Here is a 16,790-nt window from a genome sequence, read left to right as displayed (position 1 = left end):
AAGCGATGATTGAGGCGGGCGCTGGCGGGGTTCATCTGGAAGACCAATTATCTTCTGAAAAGAAATGCGGGCACTTAGGCGGGAAAGTATTGCTTCCCACTCAAACGGCGGTTCGCAACTTAATTGCTGCCCGTCTGGCTGCGGATGTCATGGATGTTCCAAGCGTTATCATCGCACGTACCGATGCAAATGCGGCCAACCTGATTACAAGTGATGCGGATCCGTATGATCAGGTATTCTTGACAGGTGAAAGAAGTTTGGAAGGATTCTACTACACCAAGCCAGGATTGGAACAAGCGATTGCTCGCGGATTGGCCTATGCCCCATACTGCGATATGATCTGGTGCGAAACATCCGAGCCAAACATCGACGAAGCCCGTCGCTTTGCTGAAGCGATCCATGAGAAGTTCCCGGGCAAACTTCTGGCCTACAACTGCTCTCCTTCTTTCAACTGGAAGAAGAAGCTGGATGATGAAACCATCGCTAATTTCCAGAAGGAACTGGGCAAAATGGGATACAAGTTCCAATTCGTCACCCTTGCCGGATTCCATTCCCTGAACTACAGCATGTTTGAGTTGGCTCGCGGATATAAAGAAAGAGGAATGGCCGCTTACTCCGAACTGCAGCAGGCGGAATTCGCAGCAGAAGTTCATGGCTATACCGCGACTCGTCATCAGCGTGAAGTGGGCACAGGTTATTTTGATGAAGTATCTCTAGTCATTACAGGCGGGAAGTCTTCTACAACTGCATTGGCCGGTTCTACGGAAGAAGAACAATTCCAGCACAATTAAGACCAAAAACCGTTTGGTGGCAGAGTGTACGGAACCCTTTTGGTTCTCTACACTCTGTTTTGATATCAATGGTCATTTTTTCTTGAAAGAAACATCAGTTTTTAAAGTTGATAGGTTACCATCCCATTCTAGGGATTGTCCTATATTTCAAGGAGGAGAGACACAATGAAAGATTATGTTCAAGCAGGAAATCTTCAAGTTGCTCCGGTTCTTTATCAGTTCATTAATACAGAAGCCCTTCCCGGCAGCGGATTGACAAGTGAGCAGTTTTGGTCTGGTTTCGATCGATTGGTACACGACTTGGCACCCAAAAACAAGGCATTATTAGTCAAGCGCGATGAAATGCAAAGAGCAATAAGTGAATGGCACAAGAAAAATAAAAAAAGCTTTGAACTCGGAAGGTATAAATCCTTTTTGCAAGAGATTGGATATCTAGAACCGGAAGCAGAAGATTTTCAGATTACCACCCAAGGGGTAGACGATGAAATAGCTTTGCAGGCTGGACCACAGTTGGTCGTTCCCATCAATAATGCCAGGTATGCCCTTAACGCGGCGAACGCCCGTTGGGGATGCCTTTACGATGCTCTGTACGGAACCGATGCGATCAGTGATGAGGGAGGAGCTGAGCGTACAGCTGGTTACAATCCGATCCGTGGCAAGAAAGTTATTGCCTATGCGAAGGATTTTCTCGATCAGGCGGCACCATTAATAGGGAACTACCATAGAAATGCTGTTCAGTATTCGATCGTCAATGGGCAATTGTCCGTTTTACTTGGCAATGGAGAAACCGCTTCACTCGAGGATCATGCGAAGCTAGTGGGCTATAAGGGACGGCCTGAAAACCCTTCTGCCATATTGCTGAAAAATAATGGATTGCATTTTGAAATACAGATGGACCGCAATCAGCCGATTGGTAAAACGGATGGTGCCGGTGTTACAGATATCCTCATGGAATCGGCGCTGACAACCATTATGGATTGCGAGGACTCGGTTGCTGCAGTGGATGCCGAAGATAAGGTGCTGGTATACAGCAACTGGTTAGGCTTGATGAAAGGGACTTTGGCTGCCACCTTGGAAAAGGGAAACAAAACCATATCACGCAGCCTTCATCCTGATCGCATTTACACATCGCCAACCGGAGAAGAATTCAGTTTACCTGGCTGATCGCTCATGTTTGTCCGCAACGTGGGACACTTGATGACGAGTAATGCCATATTAGATCGGAACGGTCAGGAAATTCCCGAAGGGATTATAGATGCCGTTATCACCAGTCTCATTGCGAAGCATGATCTTTTAAGAAATGGGAAATATCGGAATTCTGCTAAAGGCTCGATCTATATTGTTAAGCCGAAAATGCACGGATCGGAAGAAGTGGCTTTTGCCAATGAATTGTTCGATCGTGTAGAAGACATGCTCGGTTTTGAACGGAATACGCTCAAAATCGGTGTGATGGACGAAGAACGCCGCACCTCTTTGAACTTGAAAGCTTGCATTCGCCAAGTGAAGGATAGAGTCATATTTATTAATACTGGCTTCTTGGACCGGACGGGTGACGAAATTCATACGTCAATGGAAGCGGGGCCAATGATTCGAAAGAATGACATGAAATCATCGAGATGGCTGCAAAGCTATGAAAAATCAAACGTATGCATCGGGCTAGCTTGCGGCTTCCAAGGCCGGGCTCAAATTGGCAAGGGAATGTGGGCCATGCCAGACCTGATGAATGAAATGCTAAAGCAAAAAATCAATCACCTCCAAGCAGGCGGGAATACCGCATGGGTCCCTTCGCCTACTGCTGCTGCGCTGCATGCTCTCCATTATCACCAGATTGATGTAAAGGAAGTTCAAAACAAATTAAAAGAGAAAAGGGAAGATTTCCGGAATGATATGTTGAACATCCCGGTGGTATTGGATCCGCAGTGGAGCCCCGAAGAAATCCAGCAGGAACTGGACAACAATGCTCAAGGCATACTCGGCTATGTCGTCCGTTGGGTGGAGCAGGGGATTGGTTGCTCCAAAGTACCGGATATTAACAACGTGGGGTTGATGGAGGACCGTGCCACATTGCGGATTTCCAGTCAGCATATGGCAAACTGGCTTCACCATGGCGTGGTTACTGAGGAGCAAATCATAGAGACGATGAAACGAATGGCCAAAGTGGTGGATAAGCAAAATTCGGGAGATCCCACCTACCGTCCCATGGCTGCGGACTTTGATGACTCTGTGGCATTCCAAGCTGCTTGCGAACTGGTTTTGAAGGGCTATGATCAGCCATGCGGCTACACGGAGCCCATCTTGCACCGCCGACGCCTGGAATTTAAGGAAAAGAATGTGGGTTTTCGTGATGGCATGCAATTTGTGTGATTGTTTGAACAAGTCATACGATTTGTATTTCATATAACTTATTTTGATTCCATACCTCCTTGTAGGCCAGCATGAATGGCATGCTGGCTTTTTTTCTTTAGAATCCATCCCGATCCTATGTCTTTTTTTGAAAAGAAAACAGTATCGATTTATAACTGTGTTCCATATCAGAATAGTTGAGTGTTCTATTATATAACAGTTTTGCATTTTGACACACACAAGGTAACTTGAATGTTGCAAATCAAGGTTTTTTTGGATGGCATCGATATTGCATATTTAGTGTTATACAAATAAAAAGAGAAAAATTTACGCTAAGGAGTTAAAGAGATTATGATGACAATTTCACTTCCAGTTACTGAAGAAAACAGCAATATGCAAGATTACGAAGAAATGTACCGGAACTTTGATTGGGAAGAAATTGAGAAGGAATTCACGTGGCATAAAACCGGTAAGGTTAACATTGCTTATGAAGCCATTGACCGTCATTGCGAAACAGCGAGAATTAATCAGGTGGCCTTATATTACAGCGATGCAAAGAGGGATGAGAAATATACATTCCTTGAACTCAAGAAGCTTTCTAACAAATTCGGCAATGCCCTTCGAAATCTTGGGATTCAAAAAGAAGACCGGGTTTTTGTTTTTATGCCGCGTTCTCCGGAATTATATGTAAGTATTCTTGGAATAGCGAAAATCGGTGCCATTGCCGGGCCGCTTTTTGAAGCTTTTATGGAGGGAGCTATCCGTGACCGGCTGCAAGACAGCGGTGCAGTAGCGATTGTCACGACTCAGGAACTGTTAAACCGGATTCCGATTGCAGAACTTCCCGAATTAAAACATGTGATTTTGATTGGGGAAGGATCCGGGTTGCAAGGACAAGTTCTTTACAGCGAGATGATGGATCAAGCTAGCGACAAGCTGGAAATTGAATGGGTTAACCGGGAAGATGGGCTTCTTCTTCATTATACTTCAGGATCCACGGGGAAACCGAAAGGTGTCATGCACGTGCATAATGCGATGATTCAGATCTATCAAACAGCGAAATGGGTCCTCGATTTGCGGGAAGAAGATATTTATTGGTGTACAGCTGATCCAGGCTGGGTTACCGGGACGGTCTATGGAATGTTTGGGCCTTGGCTGAATGGAGCATCAAATGTCATTCGCGGCGGGCGGTTTACTGCACAAGATTGGTACAGTACGCTCGAAAAATACAGCGTGACCGTATGGTATAGCGCACCAACTGCATTCCGGATGCTGATGAGCATGGGTGATGAAATGGTAAAAAACTACGACCTGTCCAGTTTGCGCCATATTTTGAGTGTAGGAGAGCCGATGAATCCAGAGGTTATTCACTGGGGAATGAAGGTGTTTGGTAAGCGGATTCATGATACTTGGTGGATGACGGAAACCGGAGCCCAATTAATTTGCAACTATCCTTGCATGCCCATAAAACCAGGCTCAATGGGCAAACCTTTCCCTGGAATTTCAGCCGCCATTGTTGATGATCAAGGAATCGAATTGCCTCCGAACCGAATGGGAAATTTGGCGATCAAAGCCGGATGGCCATCCATGATGAGGAAAATCTGGAATAACGATGAAAAATACAATGAGTATTTTCGCTTAAAGGATTGGTATGTATCTGGAGATTCTGCGTATATGGATGAGGACGGATATTTTTGGTTTCAGGGGAGGGTCGATGATGTGATCATGACTGCCGGGGAAAGAGTTGGCCCTTTTGAAGTTGAAAGCAAATTAGTTGAACATCCGGCGGTGACTGAAGCTGGAGTCATCGGGAAGCCCGATCCCGTTCGGGGAGAAATTATAAAAGCTTTTATTTCGCTTCGTGAAGGTTATTTGGCAACGGACGAGCTTTTGGAGGATATAAGGAATTTTGTTAAAACCGGATTGGCAGCACATGCTGCTCCCCGTGAAATTGAAATCAAAGATAAGCTGCCGAAAACCCGATCAGGCAAGATTATGCGGCGCGTCTTGAAAGCTTGGGAACTGGGATTGCCGACAGGAGACTTGTCCACGATGGAGGATTAAGTAGGGTTTACTAAGAGGTCATCTAGAAATAGCAGAAAGGAAGGAACGTACTTTTGAAAAATTCATTTGATTTAAGGAAGAGTATAGATGAATGCCGACGGGATATGTATGATTTGGAAAGGGATAAAGGAATTAATCATCCTGAGGTAATAAAAATCAGCCAACGATTAGATGAAAAGATTCTATTGATCCAAAAAATGATGCTTGAAAGGAAACCCCTTTCAACTTGAAAGTTTGCTCAAAGAGGAAATGATTATGATTTCATTTGATTGATTCCATTCTAAAGGAGGGTTAACTTTGACATTGTTAAAATCCGATGCTTGTGTTTATTGTGGAGATGATCTTTCAAAATGGGAAAGGATAAGAAGCTATTGCTGGAATTGTAATGAATTAACGGCGGATACTTACTATGAGGAGGTCGAGGAGTAGAGATTATAATTGGTATGAAAAAAGTGTATTTAATATTTTGGATCTCTCAAAACAGATCCCCCAATTCAATAAACCTTACACTTCTGTTTGGCCAATATCTTGATATTGGTCTTTTTCTCTTAAGAAAAATTTAACGATCGATGAAGCAGGCTACCGCATAAGATTTAAAAAATCGAAACCCGGAAATCCGGGTTTCGATCATTGCAGCGTAATGTTATATGCTTTTAATTTTCGATAAAGTGTATTGCGCCCAATATTTAAATGCTTCGCCGCTTGGCTAATATTGCCCTTTGTTTGTTCTAAAACTTGCTTGATCACTGTCATTTCGTGTTCTTGCAGGCTCACTGGATTCTCTTTCGCGCTATACTCCTTCTCCATTGATGGAGCGTTTGCAAATGTTGGGCAAAGGGAAAGCAGCAATGATTTTGTAATCGGATGATGGTTGGCCAAAAAAGCAGCCTGTTGCAGGGTGTTTTGCAGTTGGCGGAAATTCCCGGGCCAGTCATATTCCTTAATGAATGCTTTGGCATCTTCCGTGAGCTCAGCCTTTTCTTTCTGGAAAGGGATGCGGGATAGAATGTGTTCTGCTAAAAGCAGTAAATCTGTCCGTTCGCGCAGAGGCGGAAGCTTTAAAGTAAAGCCATTCAAACGATAGTACAAGTCAGCGCGAAAGCGTCCCTCCATAATTTCCTTTTGAAGGTCCTTGTGAGTGGCTGCGATAACGCGGACATCGATCGGACGTGGGGTGATGCCGCCAATGCGCGTTACGCAGCGTTCCTGCAGCACGCGAAGCAGCGTGGCTTGGGCAGCAAGGGGCATGTCCCCAATTTCATCCAAGAAAAGCGTCCCGCCATTCGCCGCTTCAAACTTCCCTTCTTGTCCACCGCTTTTTGCTCCTGTAAAGGCGCCTTTTTCATAACCGAACAACTCACTTTCCAATAGGCTTTCCGGTATGGCACTGCAGTTAATGGCAATGAAAGGTTTGTTGCTTCTTAAGCTGGCACCATGAATGGACTGGGCAAAAAGTTCTTTTCCTGTCCCGCTTTCTCCGGAGATAAAAAGGCTAATATCGACCTGAGCGGCCCTTTTGGCAAAGGATATGGTTTCATTCATAAGAGGATCATTGCTGATGATATCCGTAAAATGATAATGATTGCTTAATGTCCCGTGTCCCTTTTCCACTTCTCCCCTTAAAATCATACAGGATTCTTCAGCGTTATCACTGCTCAGCAGGTAGGGAGTAAACACCTGATTTTTAAACCTGATTTTTTGCCCCTGGGCTCCAACAAGAGCAGATGGATTAAGTTCTGAAATAATGCTGGAAATGTGTTTACCGATGGCTATTTGTTCCGAACAGCCAATAGTGCGCGATGCTGAATAATTGAGTCTTGTGATTCCTCCTTCTTTATTGAGAGTAATAAGGGAAGAAGGATGATGATCGTAGATGAAAGTAAGATCTTCGGTTAATTTGTCCTTTTGCTTTTGGGTATGACTCAATAAAAGGGCTTGTTCGATACTATGGGCGGCTCTTTTGATCAAACTTAGCACGAATGGATGGTAATTCTTTTGATGGCAGCTTAGATTCAAGATGCCGAGAACCTGTCCATCGGGATGTCTAATGGGCGCTGCAGCACAAGCAAGAAAATGATTATCGTGACAATAATGTTGATTGCCGTAAACAAGTACGGGCTGTTTTTCTACAATAGCCGTACCAATGGCGTTGGTCCCTTTAGACTCCTCCAGCCAATTTGCCCCTTTTTGTAAAGACACATTTTCCGTCAGCCGCAAAAAATAAGGATCTCCAAGGGTATCAATGATGTAACCCTCCGGTGCGGCAATTAATAGAAGGGATTCTGATCCCCGAACGGAATGATAGATGTCTTCTAAAATCGGGGTAGAGTAATGAAGGAGTTCAGCATATTTATCGTACAGATCAGTCATCTCATATTCGCCGAGCCGGTGTTCTTTATCCATTCTGCTTGGGTCAAGGTCTTTGGTTTGGCAGCGTTTCCATGATTCGTTGATCACAAGGGATGAGGATTCTTTAATCACATCAACAAGATCAGGCAAGCAGATCACTCCTTTATCAATGTTTTATGAAGGCTTTGTCATCCACTCCGTCAATTTATCTGTTATATAACAATGTTAGCATGATTTAATCATTTGTTCAAATGTTATTAAATGGAACTTTAAGCTTTCTCTGTCACTTATTCCCTTGATAGGATGAGAAAAGGTAATTATTATTCCATTTATTTGGGGAAACTTCAGGTAATAAAATCGATGCTGAGGGAGATATATGCAGGAAGAATCGTAGGAATGATGTTCCCGATTTTCTTTTTGTTCGTAACAGTAGGTGTAATGTGTGATCTATCCAACTTAATTACGATGGTGTTTTTACCCGAAACCCCTATCGAAGTCATTCTCATATCCGCTTATATCGTTGTTGGATACGGGGGCCCGTAAGGGAATTGAGGTCGTAGCGAGAAACACGGAATTGATGTCTCCGCTTTTTATTTTCAGTATTGTTTTATTAGGCTTGCTGCTTATTCCTTCTATAAAAATGGAACAGCTCAAACCACAGGTCGTCCATGGGATGTATAGGCGTTGCCCAAATTGCCGGCTTAAGAACGTATAGGCCGCTTGTCTTTCCGTTCGTTTTGTTTTGTATCGTTCTTACTTTAGTTACGCCCTATAGAAATGTAGAGCTTATGAACTTTTCGAAATATAGCTTCCCCGTGTTTGCATAGAGGCAGGGCTGGAAATATTTTTATTTTTGATGGCTTTGATTTTAAATAAGAGGGGAAAAGCTCTGCTTCGATATGAGAGGTATATACAGATCCCAAGGAACAAGTAGATAAAATGTTATCCTGCATTTGAATTACATCTATCATTCATAAACCAAAGAGGCCAATTTGGCCTCTTTGCTCGTTTAAAGAGCTGGATTACTTTCTGTTCCGCTGTTTGCGATAAAATGGACCGCCTGTTCTAAGATAGAACACACAATGTGTTCTATTATAAGACAAAAATAGAGCACTTCATCAATTTTTTGACAAAAAAAAGGCGAAAATGAAAGGGCTTACGATGTTTTTTAGTTGGCATCACTATTGCAATAAATAACGGTGTAAGCAAAATAATAAAGCGCAAGGAGTGTTCAATGATGGAAAATCAAGTATTCGGATTTTTTATGCCAACTGTAAACCTGCTCGGAGTTGGAGCAGTTAAAGAGGTAGGGCAAAGAATTAAATCTTTAGGCCGTACCAAGGCGCTGATTGTTACTGATGCCGGTTTATTCAAATTTGGGGTAGCCGATCAGATTGCCGGCTATATTCGGGAAGCGGGAGTAGAAGCTGCGATTTTCCCGGGTGCAGAACCGAATCCGACAGATAAAAACGTAGAAGCCGGTTTGGATGCAATTAAGAAAGAAGGTTGTGACATCATCGTTTCTTTAGGTGGCGGAAGTTCCCATGACTGCGCAAAAGCGATTGGCCTTGTAGCAGCCAATGGCGGACGCATTCATGACTATGAAGGGGTTGATGTCTCTAAATCTCCGATGGTTCCGATGATCGCCGTCAACACGACTTCCGGTACAGCAAGTGAAATGACCCGATTCTGCATTATTACGGATACAGCCCGTTATGTAAAGATGGCTATTGTAGACAAACATGTAACCCCTTCCGTCTCTATCAATGACCCAATATTGACTGTAAAAAAACCCCCTGCATTAACAGCCGCTACCGGTATGGATGCGTTAACGCATGCTGTTGAAGCATACGTCTCGACGATTGCAACGCCTATCACAGATGCTTGTGCCCTTAAAGCCATTAGCCTGATCAGCCAAAATTTGCGTGCCGCGGTTGCAAACGGGGAAGATATCGAAGCGCGCGAAGCCATGTCTTATGCTGAGTTCTTGGCAGGTATGGCATTTAATAACGCCTCCCTCGGTTATGTACACGCCATTGCTCACCAGTTCGGCGGATTCTATAACTTGCCGCACGGGGTATGCAATGCGATCCTCCTGCCGCATGTTGAAAGATTCAACTTGATTGCATGCCCTGAGCGTTTCGTAGATATCGCTGCAGCGATGGGTGAAGATGTAAGCGGATTATCGACTCGTGCAGCTGCAGAAAAAGCACTTGAAGCCATTATTACGCTTTCTAAGGATGTTGGCATTACTCAAGGTTTTGCTGAATTAGGTGCGAAAGAAGAAGATATTCAAACGCTGGCTGAAAATGCAATGAAGGATGCTTGTTCCTTTACGAACCCAAGAAAAGCAACGATTCAAGAAGTCATAAACATTATCAAAGCTGCATTCTAGTTTTGGGATTGATCCTTGATATTGTGCAAGCAAACAATATCAAGACCTGAAGGGAGCAGCCCCGCTTGTCACTCCCTTTTAAGTAAATCGGTGACGTTTCTAGATCCCCTTCGCTGAAATGTTTGAGGGCAGAAACAAATCCAACTATCATACAGGGAGAATTGATATGGAGACAGTTACCAGTTTACAAGAGTCAATGATAGATCTGTTGAAAAAAGATAGCAACAAAATATTGGCCCTAATTGGAACACAGTCAAACCATTTAATGAAGGAACAATATCCATTCTATGAAGAATTGCTAGATACTCAGATGTTTGGGTTTTCCCGAGTCATTGATTTTCTGGTGAGGCTGGGATTGCTCAGTGAAACGGAAGGCAAGATTATTCTGTTAGATTTAGAAACAAGAATCATCCAAACGGTTGAAACATTGGATGATAGTTCTAATCAAAAATAGGCGAATTTAAAAGGAGGTTTCATGATGGAACAAACATTGACAATCAGTCCACGCGTTCAGGAATTTTTAAAGGGAACCAAAAAGCTTTTGATTAATGGGGAATGGGTAGAGGCTCTTTCCGGTCAAACCTTTGAAACAGTCGATCCCTCAAACAAAAAAGTGTTGGCTGTCGTGAGCCAGGCAGGACCCGAAGATATAGATCAAGCGGTAAAAGCGGCCCGCAAGGCTCTGGAACATGGACCATGGAAAACATTGAGTGCTTCAGAACGCGGTCGTTTGATCTATAAATTGGCTGAACTGATGGAAGCTCACCAGGAAGAACTGGCGCAATTAGAAACCCTGGATAATGGGAAGCCCATCCGGGAAACAAGAAATGCGGACGTTCCCCTTGCCATCGACCATATCCGCTATTATGCCGGTTGGGCAACCAAAATTGTAGGACAAACCATCCCGGTAGCCGGCAACTATTTTAACTATACCCGCCACGAGCCGATAGGTGTTGTCGGACAAATTATTCCGTGGAATTTCCCTCTTCTCATGGCCGCTTGGAAATTGGGGGCAGCCCTTGCTACGGGATGTACGATTGTTTTAAAACCAGCCTCCCAGACCCCGCTTACGGCACTGTATGTCGGCCAATTAGCGCTCGAAGCCGGTTTTCCGGCAGGCGTGATCAATGTGGTTCCGGGTGCCGGACGGGCAGCGGGTTCAGCCCTTGTTGAACATCCGGATGTGGATAAAATTGCATTTACGGGTTCAACACCCGTAGGAAAAACGATTATGCGTCAAGCCTCAGGTACATTGAAGAAGATATCTCTTGAATTAGGCGGAAAATCCCCGAATATTATTCTGCCTGATGCCGACATGAGCCGGGCGATTCCAGGCGCTCTCATGGGCATTATGTTTAACCAGGGACAAGTCTGCTGCGCCGGATCCCGCCTCTTTATCCAAAAGAAAGCGTATGATAATGTAGTGGCAGATTTAGCCTCGCTCGCACAAAAGATTAAACAAGGGGCCGGCATTAATCCTGCTACCGAAATGGGGCCTTTAGTTTCCCATGATCAATTAGAAACGGTAAGCAGTTATATTGAAAAAGGAAAAGCGGAAGGTGCAGAAGTGGTTGCGGGTGGAGTCTATGGTTTTGGGGATGGTTATTACGTTGCCCCTACTATTTTTGCAGATGTAAATGATGAAATGACCATTGCCAAAGAGGAAATTTTCGGGCCTGTGGTAGCAGCCTTGCCATTTGAAGATTTAGATGATGTGATTTGCCGGGCCAATAACTCTGAATATGGATTAGCCGCCGGTTTATGGACACAGGATTTGAAAAAAGCCCATTATGTTTCGAATGAATTAAAGGCGGGAACGGTATGGGTGAATTGCTATAATGCGTTCGATGCAGCTTCTCCCTTCGGCGGATATAAACAAAGCGGAATTGGACGGGAAATGGGAAGCTATGCATTAGAAAATTACACAGAAGTGAAGAGTGTCTGGATCAATTTAAATTAATGCCTTGAGTCAAATGGAAGCGAATCACGATAGCTGGGCATCCCTTTAAGTCATTATGGTTTCAACAGCCCATAATTTCGAAAGGAAGGGGATGCCCTTTCTCATCTTTTGGAAACAGAGATGAAAAGACTTTAATGGAGTGATGAAAGAATGATCTTAAGGGGATCTCCGGGAGAAGGGAAAGGAACACAAGCAGAGTATATTGTCAATGCTAAAACGAATAGGGAGGGATAGCCTATGAGAAAAATTGTTATTTTGGGTGCTGGTTACGGGGGATTAATCACGGCGATCCGACTGCAAAAAAAATGGCGTGATCCCCAAACACAAGTCACCTTGGTCAATCAGCACTCGTATCATTATTTGACCACTTGGCTTCATGAACCGGCAGCAGGGACAAGGCATCACAATAGCTGCAGGATAAATATCGACAGCGTGTTGGATACCAGGAAGATCAAATTTGTTGAGGCAACAGTTGAACGGATTCGACCGGAGGAAAAGATTGTCCTGTTGACAAATGGGAGAGTTCTTAATTACGACTATCTGGTCATCGGTTTGGGAAGCGAGCCGGAAACCTTTGGGATTGAGGGGTTAAAGGAGTACGCTTTTGGCATTCGCAGCATCAATAGCGTGCGGATGATCAAAGAACATATAGAATACATGTTCTCTAAGTTCCGCAATGAGCCGCATCGTGCGGACTATCTTACCCTCGTAATTGGGGGAGCCGGTTTTACAGGAATTGAATTCGTTGGGGAGCTAGCCGATCGGATTCCGCAGTTATGCCGAGAGTTTGATGTCGATCCATCGCTTGTGAACATCTATAATATCGAGGCGGCTCCCACCGCTTTACCGGGCTTTGATCCGGAACTGGTGCAATATGCAATGAGTGTATTGGAGAAAAAGGGAGTGGTATTCAAGATTAATACTGCAATTAAGCAATGCAATTCCGAGGGAGTCGTACTGGCAACGGGAGAAGAAATTAAGACCCAAACCGTTGTATGGACAGGCGGGGTTCGCGGAAATTCCATTATTGAAAACTCCGGATTTGAAGTTTTTCGTGGACGCGTCAAAGTTGACGAATACCTTCGCGCACCGGGTTATGACCATGTTTTTGTCGTTGGAGATTGTGCCTTGATTTTTAACGAAGAGGGGCGCCCCTATCCGCCCACCGCCCAAATCGCTACACAGCAGGGGGAAAACCTGGCTGGCAATTTGATTAGAATTCTGCGTGGCGGAGAACTCCAAAAATTTATTCCCGATTTAAAAGGTACCGTCGCTTCCTTGGGTAAAGGCGAGGCAATCGGGGTAGTAGGCAATAGGAAACTCTTCGGAACGAACGCGGCACTCATGAAAAAAGTAATAGACCATCGCTACTTGTATTTATTAGGGGGAATTCCATTGCTTTTGAAGAAATCAAAAATATAGTAGTTGTTAACCGCTGGCATGAAAAAACACTCACTTATATTTGACCAAATATATAGGTTATTAAGCATGGGGACGGGATCAACATCCGTCCCTTGCTTCGTCGCTGTTCTCATAGAGGACGGAATATACTACATAATTTCTCTGATAATAGTTCGCCCACTTCTTTCCCATTTATTTCGTTGTAGTTCCAAATGCCTTTGGTTTGTTTCGTAATGAGGTTGGCATCGAGCAATATTTTAAGGTAGTATGAGGGTTTCGATATAGAAATCAAAAGATAGCATTAAACCCAAACAACGGTGGGAAACTGAATTATGCAAAATGCTATACAAGAAGCCAGCAAATCAGGGTGCAGGTTTTACATAATTTGTATTCGTTTTGCAAGGCTCTCATGATGGAGCCTCTTTTTTAACCCTGACGTTTGCGATATAAGGAAATTTCCACAAATATATTCCGATCTTTATCCGGCAAGTTGCTAATAGCGAAAATCTATTACTAAAATCAAGTGAATCCACTTCACAATTTTAGTCCGTTCTCGTCTGCTCATTCAAAATTCCTCCATTTAAACAATTTTCTCTATTTTATATTATAAAACAGAATCCAAAAATAAAAGCTGTTATAATTACGATTCGTGAATTCGTTTAAATCCTATACAAAAAAGATTTTCCGTCCCAGTTGGAAGAGAGATGATTTGGTTACTCTATTAGTGAGGCCAACTTGATTTCATTGAGGTGCTATCCATGTCAAATAATCAGTTAAGTCTGCTCATCGGTATCTCCATGGTGGTTTCAGGCTGTTGCATCGCGTATATTGCTCAAAAGACTATGTTTGAGCAATTTCGGAAATCAATCAGAAATACGATGGATATGCGCCTAAAAGCAGAAAGGAAAAGGGAAAGCTCATAGGGATTTCCCTTTTTTCTTTAATAATAGGGCTGCAAATAACAAAAATAGGATTAAACCGGTTTCAATCGCTGCAGCAAAGATAGGATAAGAATATTGAATAAAGTATACGTGTTCGATATGATTTTCAAAAGAGGTTGCAGCTAGAATACTGGAGAGTAAAACAGCTGGCATGACCAAAGGTTTATAGGATTGTAAAGTCAAGACTTGAGAGATCCCTAAACTGAAGGCCCAAATCATCATCGCTGAAGACATAATAGCCGCACCAACAGCAATCATCATCCATACGATTTCCCCACGCTCAAGAAAACGCCCGACATTGACAATCCGAGTAAGTCCAAGTCCGGGATTAACCATATTTTTGACCTGATCATAGCCAAAAACCGAAACAGCCAACAGCACAATGCTTCCCACTACAAAGGCTCCCATGCTGACAGCTACAAATTTAGAGAGAAAGCCATTTTCAATCCGGTTATTTATGGGGATAAACATTCCCATCATAATGCATATGCCATAAAAAGTAACAATTAAGGGAGCACCGGATAAAAACGGATAAAACCCTTCATCGAACTGCGGCTTAAGTTTATTAATTTCCGCTTCCGGAAGAATCAAGACGACCAGGATAATAATGCTTATAAAGTATATGGGACCGAGAATTTCCGAAACCCTTCCAATGACTTCAATCCCCCGGTAAGCTCCATAGGCGATAATCATCGCTCCTGTAAGAATGATGATTTCTAAAGGCATATTGGGCAAAAACGAAGATTTGATAAAAAAAGCCAATCCCCTCTGCAGAAGAGAGCAAACGACGAGGAAAAACAAGGGAAATAAACTTCCAACGAGAGCCCCTGCTTTTTTCCCCAATATCGTTATGCTGTACTGGACAAAATTTTCTCCGGGAAACCGCAGGCCTAAGTAAGCATAAACAATGGCCAGCAGGACATCAAGGAACCAGCCCCCAATGACGGATAGCCAGGCATCCCGTCCCGCATGGCCGATTAACATTCCTGGCACGTGCAGAGCCGTAAAGGATGTAATGATCATAAACAACATAAAAATAAATTGACGGGTACTAATAATCCCTTTTTCAAGCATGGGCAACAGTCCTATCTTCAGTGTTTTAATAGGGCTTTCCCGATTGGGCTGAGCCATTCTGCCAAGTATTTCAATGGTGGGGTGATTTTAAAATGATGGGCAACAACAAGTAAAACGGACATCCCGAGGAGACCGGATACAACGGCAAGTTCCTTCCGCTGTCCGTTCTTCATAAGGGGCCTTCCCCCGACGAAAAAAAGGAGGAGGCTGGCAAAAATAGTGAACAAAACCATCAGGAACATCCTTTCTTTACCTGATAACTATCTGGATATTATTTAATGATCTTTCCGACCATACTTAATGTTATCTGAACGTCGATTTCGTATTGCACTTGGGGAAAAACTTCAGGCCAATCTTTGCTGAATCGCTTCCATTCATCCGGCAGCTCGTTGTGGAGAATGGACGAGAAACCGATAAAGTCTACATTTAGCTCATGTTGAGCTTTTTCGATTGTCCGTCTGACCCGGCTCTTTATAATGGCTGCCGTCTGTTTCTCCAATTGCTTAATGACTTTAGGGTCGTTAAGATCCAAGGCATCGTTTTCCACCTCCTCTATGGTTGCTTCTCCTTTGCACTCAATTTTCATGAAGATTTGGTTTCCTTTTACTGAGGGGAAAATCTTCGTTTTTCCCTTCAGGATCATAACAGATATCTCTTGGTCATCCTTGCCATTAATGACGACAGTGCCCCCTGTCAATTGATTTTTTAGCCAGAGAAGCCCTCTCGATTCATTTTGGCTTATTACACCAACCATTTTCTTATCATGGAAAATGGCTGTCTCTTCGATAACAATGGTTGGGTCAAGTGCAAATTTTGATTTTGCCATCTTTTCTTCCGTTGACTCCGCAAGCATTCTCTCCACTTTCTTCTCCCTCTCTTCAATTCTGATCAGAGGGGCCGTAGCCGTTTTGGTTTCCGCCTTCAGGAGGTTTCTAAACTTGTAAAATTCTATAGGAAGAGTAAACGCAGTCTCCGTAAACTTGCTCATCATGATATCCAGGCCTTTAGGGGAGAGAGTTTCAAGCGCAATTTCAGTCTGCAACACTTCTTTCGCCGTCTTCTCAGCGGCGATAACCCATATGTTTTCGCGAAATTCCCGGTCCCGGTCAATATAATTCATTACTTCTGTAATGTCTGTTTTCGCGAAGTCTTTCCCAAAAACAACAAGTTGGTTATGTGAAAAAATAAATCGACGCGGATAGGACGTGGAAACAGCCTGTAGTGCAGAGAAAAAGGTTCTTCCCTGACTAGTTAGAACATACAAGGATTGGCCCTGCCCGGAACCAGTCTCCCCGGATTTTATGGCAGCAGGATTCACGACTTGGAGGGTAAGCAGGATAGGCCGTTTGTCGTCTGGCACTCGATCAACGCCAATCCCCAATACAATACCGATTTCATCCACTTCTACTCTGTCCCAGCAACCACTTAACGACAATGAAACCAGAATGAACAGTAAGTGCCATTTTTTCATT

Annotated in this window: 13 protein-coding genes and 3 pseudogenes; 11 read left to right on the top strand and 5 right to left on the bottom strand. The window is 43.6% G+C overall.

What is annotated here, in order from left to right; translation table 11 throughout:
- The 4 genes and pseudogenes from ABLT31_RS34555 to ABLT31_RS34540 form a co-directional block, all read left to right on the top strand.
- Nucleotides 1-791: pseudogene (locus tag ABLT31_RS34555) on the top strand (isocitrate lyase); the annotation flags it as partial.
- 165 nt (nucleotides 792-956) lie between these two features.
- A pseudogene (locus tag ABLT31_RS34550) lies at nucleotides 957-3,155 on the top strand (malate synthase G).
- A gap of 330 nt (nucleotides 3,156-3,485) precedes the next feature.
- A complete protein-coding gene (acsA, locus tag ABLT31_RS34545) occupies nucleotides 3,486-5,198 on the top strand; it encodes an acetate--CoA ligase (RefSeq protein ID WP_367760199.1) in 1,713 nt (570 codons plus the stop codon).
- A gap of 53 nt (nucleotides 5,199-5,251) precedes the next feature.
- Nucleotides 5,252-5,428 carry a Spo0E family sporulation regulatory protein-aspartic acid phosphatase gene (locus ABLT31_RS34540; RefSeq protein ID WP_367760198.1) on the top strand — a complete coding sequence of 59 codons (177 nt, stop codon included), beginning with the start codon at nucleotides 5,252-5,254 and terminating at the stop codon, nucleotides 5,426-5,428.
- 397 nt (nucleotides 5,429-5,825) lie between these two features.
- Here the strand turns inward: ABLT31_RS34540 and ABLT31_RS34535 are convergent, their stop codons facing one another.
- Nucleotides 5,826-7,697 carry a sigma-54-dependent Fis family transcriptional regulator gene (locus ABLT31_RS34535; protein WP_367760197.1) on the bottom strand — a complete coding sequence of 624 codons (1,872 nt, stop codon included), beginning with the start codon at nucleotides 7,695-7,697 and terminating at the stop codon, nucleotides 5,826-5,828.
- Between the two features lie 153 nt (nucleotides 7,698-7,850).
- Between ABLT31_RS34535 and ABLT31_RS34530 the strand changes: the two genes are divergently transcribed.
- From ABLT31_RS34530 to ABLT31_RS34505, 6 genes are all read left to right on the top strand, one after another.
- Entirely contained in the window at nucleotides 7,851-8,090 is a 240-nt protein-coding gene (locus ABLT31_RS34530; RefSeq protein ID WP_367760196.1) for a hypothetical protein, read from the top strand.
- Nucleotides 8,068-8,262, top strand: coding sequence for a hypothetical protein (locus ABLT31_RS34525; protein ID WP_367760195.1), 195 nt, complete (start codon nucleotides 8,068-8,070; stop codon nucleotides 8,260-8,262). Before ABLT31_RS34530 ends, ABLT31_RS34525 begins: the two co-directional genes overlap by 23 nt.
- Before the next feature lie 519 nt (nucleotides 8,263-8,781).
- Complete coding sequence (locus tag ABLT31_RS34520) at nucleotides 8,782-9,942, top strand: iron-containing alcohol dehydrogenase (protein ID WP_462976577.1); 1,161 nt, start codon at nucleotides 8,782-8,784, stop codon at nucleotides 9,940-9,942.
- 166 nt (nucleotides 9,943-10,108) lie between these two features.
- Nucleotides 10,109-10,396: a DUF1507 family protein gene (locus ABLT31_RS34515; RefSeq protein WP_462976576.1), complete on the top strand. Its 288-nt coding sequence runs from the start codon at nucleotides 10,109-10,111 to the stop codon at nucleotides 10,394-10,396.
- A gap of 21 nt (nucleotides 10,397-10,417) precedes the next feature.
- Complete coding sequence (locus ABLT31_RS34510; RefSeq protein ID WP_462976575.1) at nucleotides 10,418-11,902, top strand: aldehyde dehydrogenase family protein; 1,485 nt, start codon at nucleotides 10,418-10,420, stop codon at nucleotides 11,900-11,902.
- A 237-nt stretch (nucleotides 11,903-12,139) separates the two neighbouring features.
- Entirely contained in the window at nucleotides 12,140-13,324 is a 1,185-nt protein-coding gene (locus ABLT31_RS34505; RefSeq protein ID WP_367760192.1) for an NAD(P)/FAD-dependent oxidoreductase, read from the top strand.
- 109 nt (nucleotides 13,325-13,433) lie between these two features.
- Here ABLT31_RS34505 and ABLT31_RS34500 read toward each other — a convergent pair.
- Nucleotides 13,434-13,583, bottom strand: a pseudogene (locus ABLT31_RS34500) (transcriptional regulator); the annotation flags it as partial.
- A 478-nt stretch (nucleotides 13,584-14,061) separates the two neighbouring features.
- On the opposite strand from ABLT31_RS34500, the gene ABLT31_RS34495 reads away from it, so the two are divergent.
- The gene (locus tag ABLT31_RS34495) at nucleotides 14,062-14,226 is read left to right on the top strand and encodes a hypothetical protein (protein WP_367760191.1); all 165 of its coding nucleotides are present in this window, start codon (nucleotides 14,062-14,064) and stop codon (nucleotides 14,224-14,226) included.
- On the opposite strand, the gene ABLT31_RS34490 is transcribed toward ABLT31_RS34495, so the two are convergent.
- From ABLT31_RS34490 to ABLT31_RS34480, 3 genes are all read right to left on the bottom strand, one after another.
- A complete protein-coding gene (locus ABLT31_RS34490) occupies nucleotides 14,221-15,318 on the bottom strand; it encodes a GerAB/ArcD/ProY family transporter (protein ID WP_367760190.1) in 1,098 nt (365 codons plus the stop codon). The genes ABLT31_RS34495 and ABLT31_RS34490 overlap by 6 nt on opposite strands.
- A gap of 17 nt (nucleotides 15,319-15,335) precedes the next feature.
- Nucleotides 15,336-15,491, bottom strand: a complete 156-nt coding sequence (locus ABLT31_RS34485) for a hypothetical protein (RefSeq protein WP_367760189.1) — start codon at nucleotides 15,489-15,491, stop codon at nucleotides 15,336-15,338.
- Nucleotides 15,492-15,589: 98 nt separating this feature from the next.
- On the bottom strand, nucleotides 15,590-16,789 hold the full coding sequence (locus ABLT31_RS34480) for a Ger(x)C family spore germination protein (RefSeq protein ID WP_367760188.1): 1,200 nt from the start codon (nucleotides 16,787-16,789) through the stop codon (nucleotides 15,590-15,592).
- Nucleotide 16,790 lies beyond the last annotated feature (1 nt).

This window comes from Ammoniphilus soli (assembly GCF_040813775.1).
Note: the sequence above shows the minus strand (reverse complement) of the source record. Positions and strands in the feature narration are given on the sequence as shown.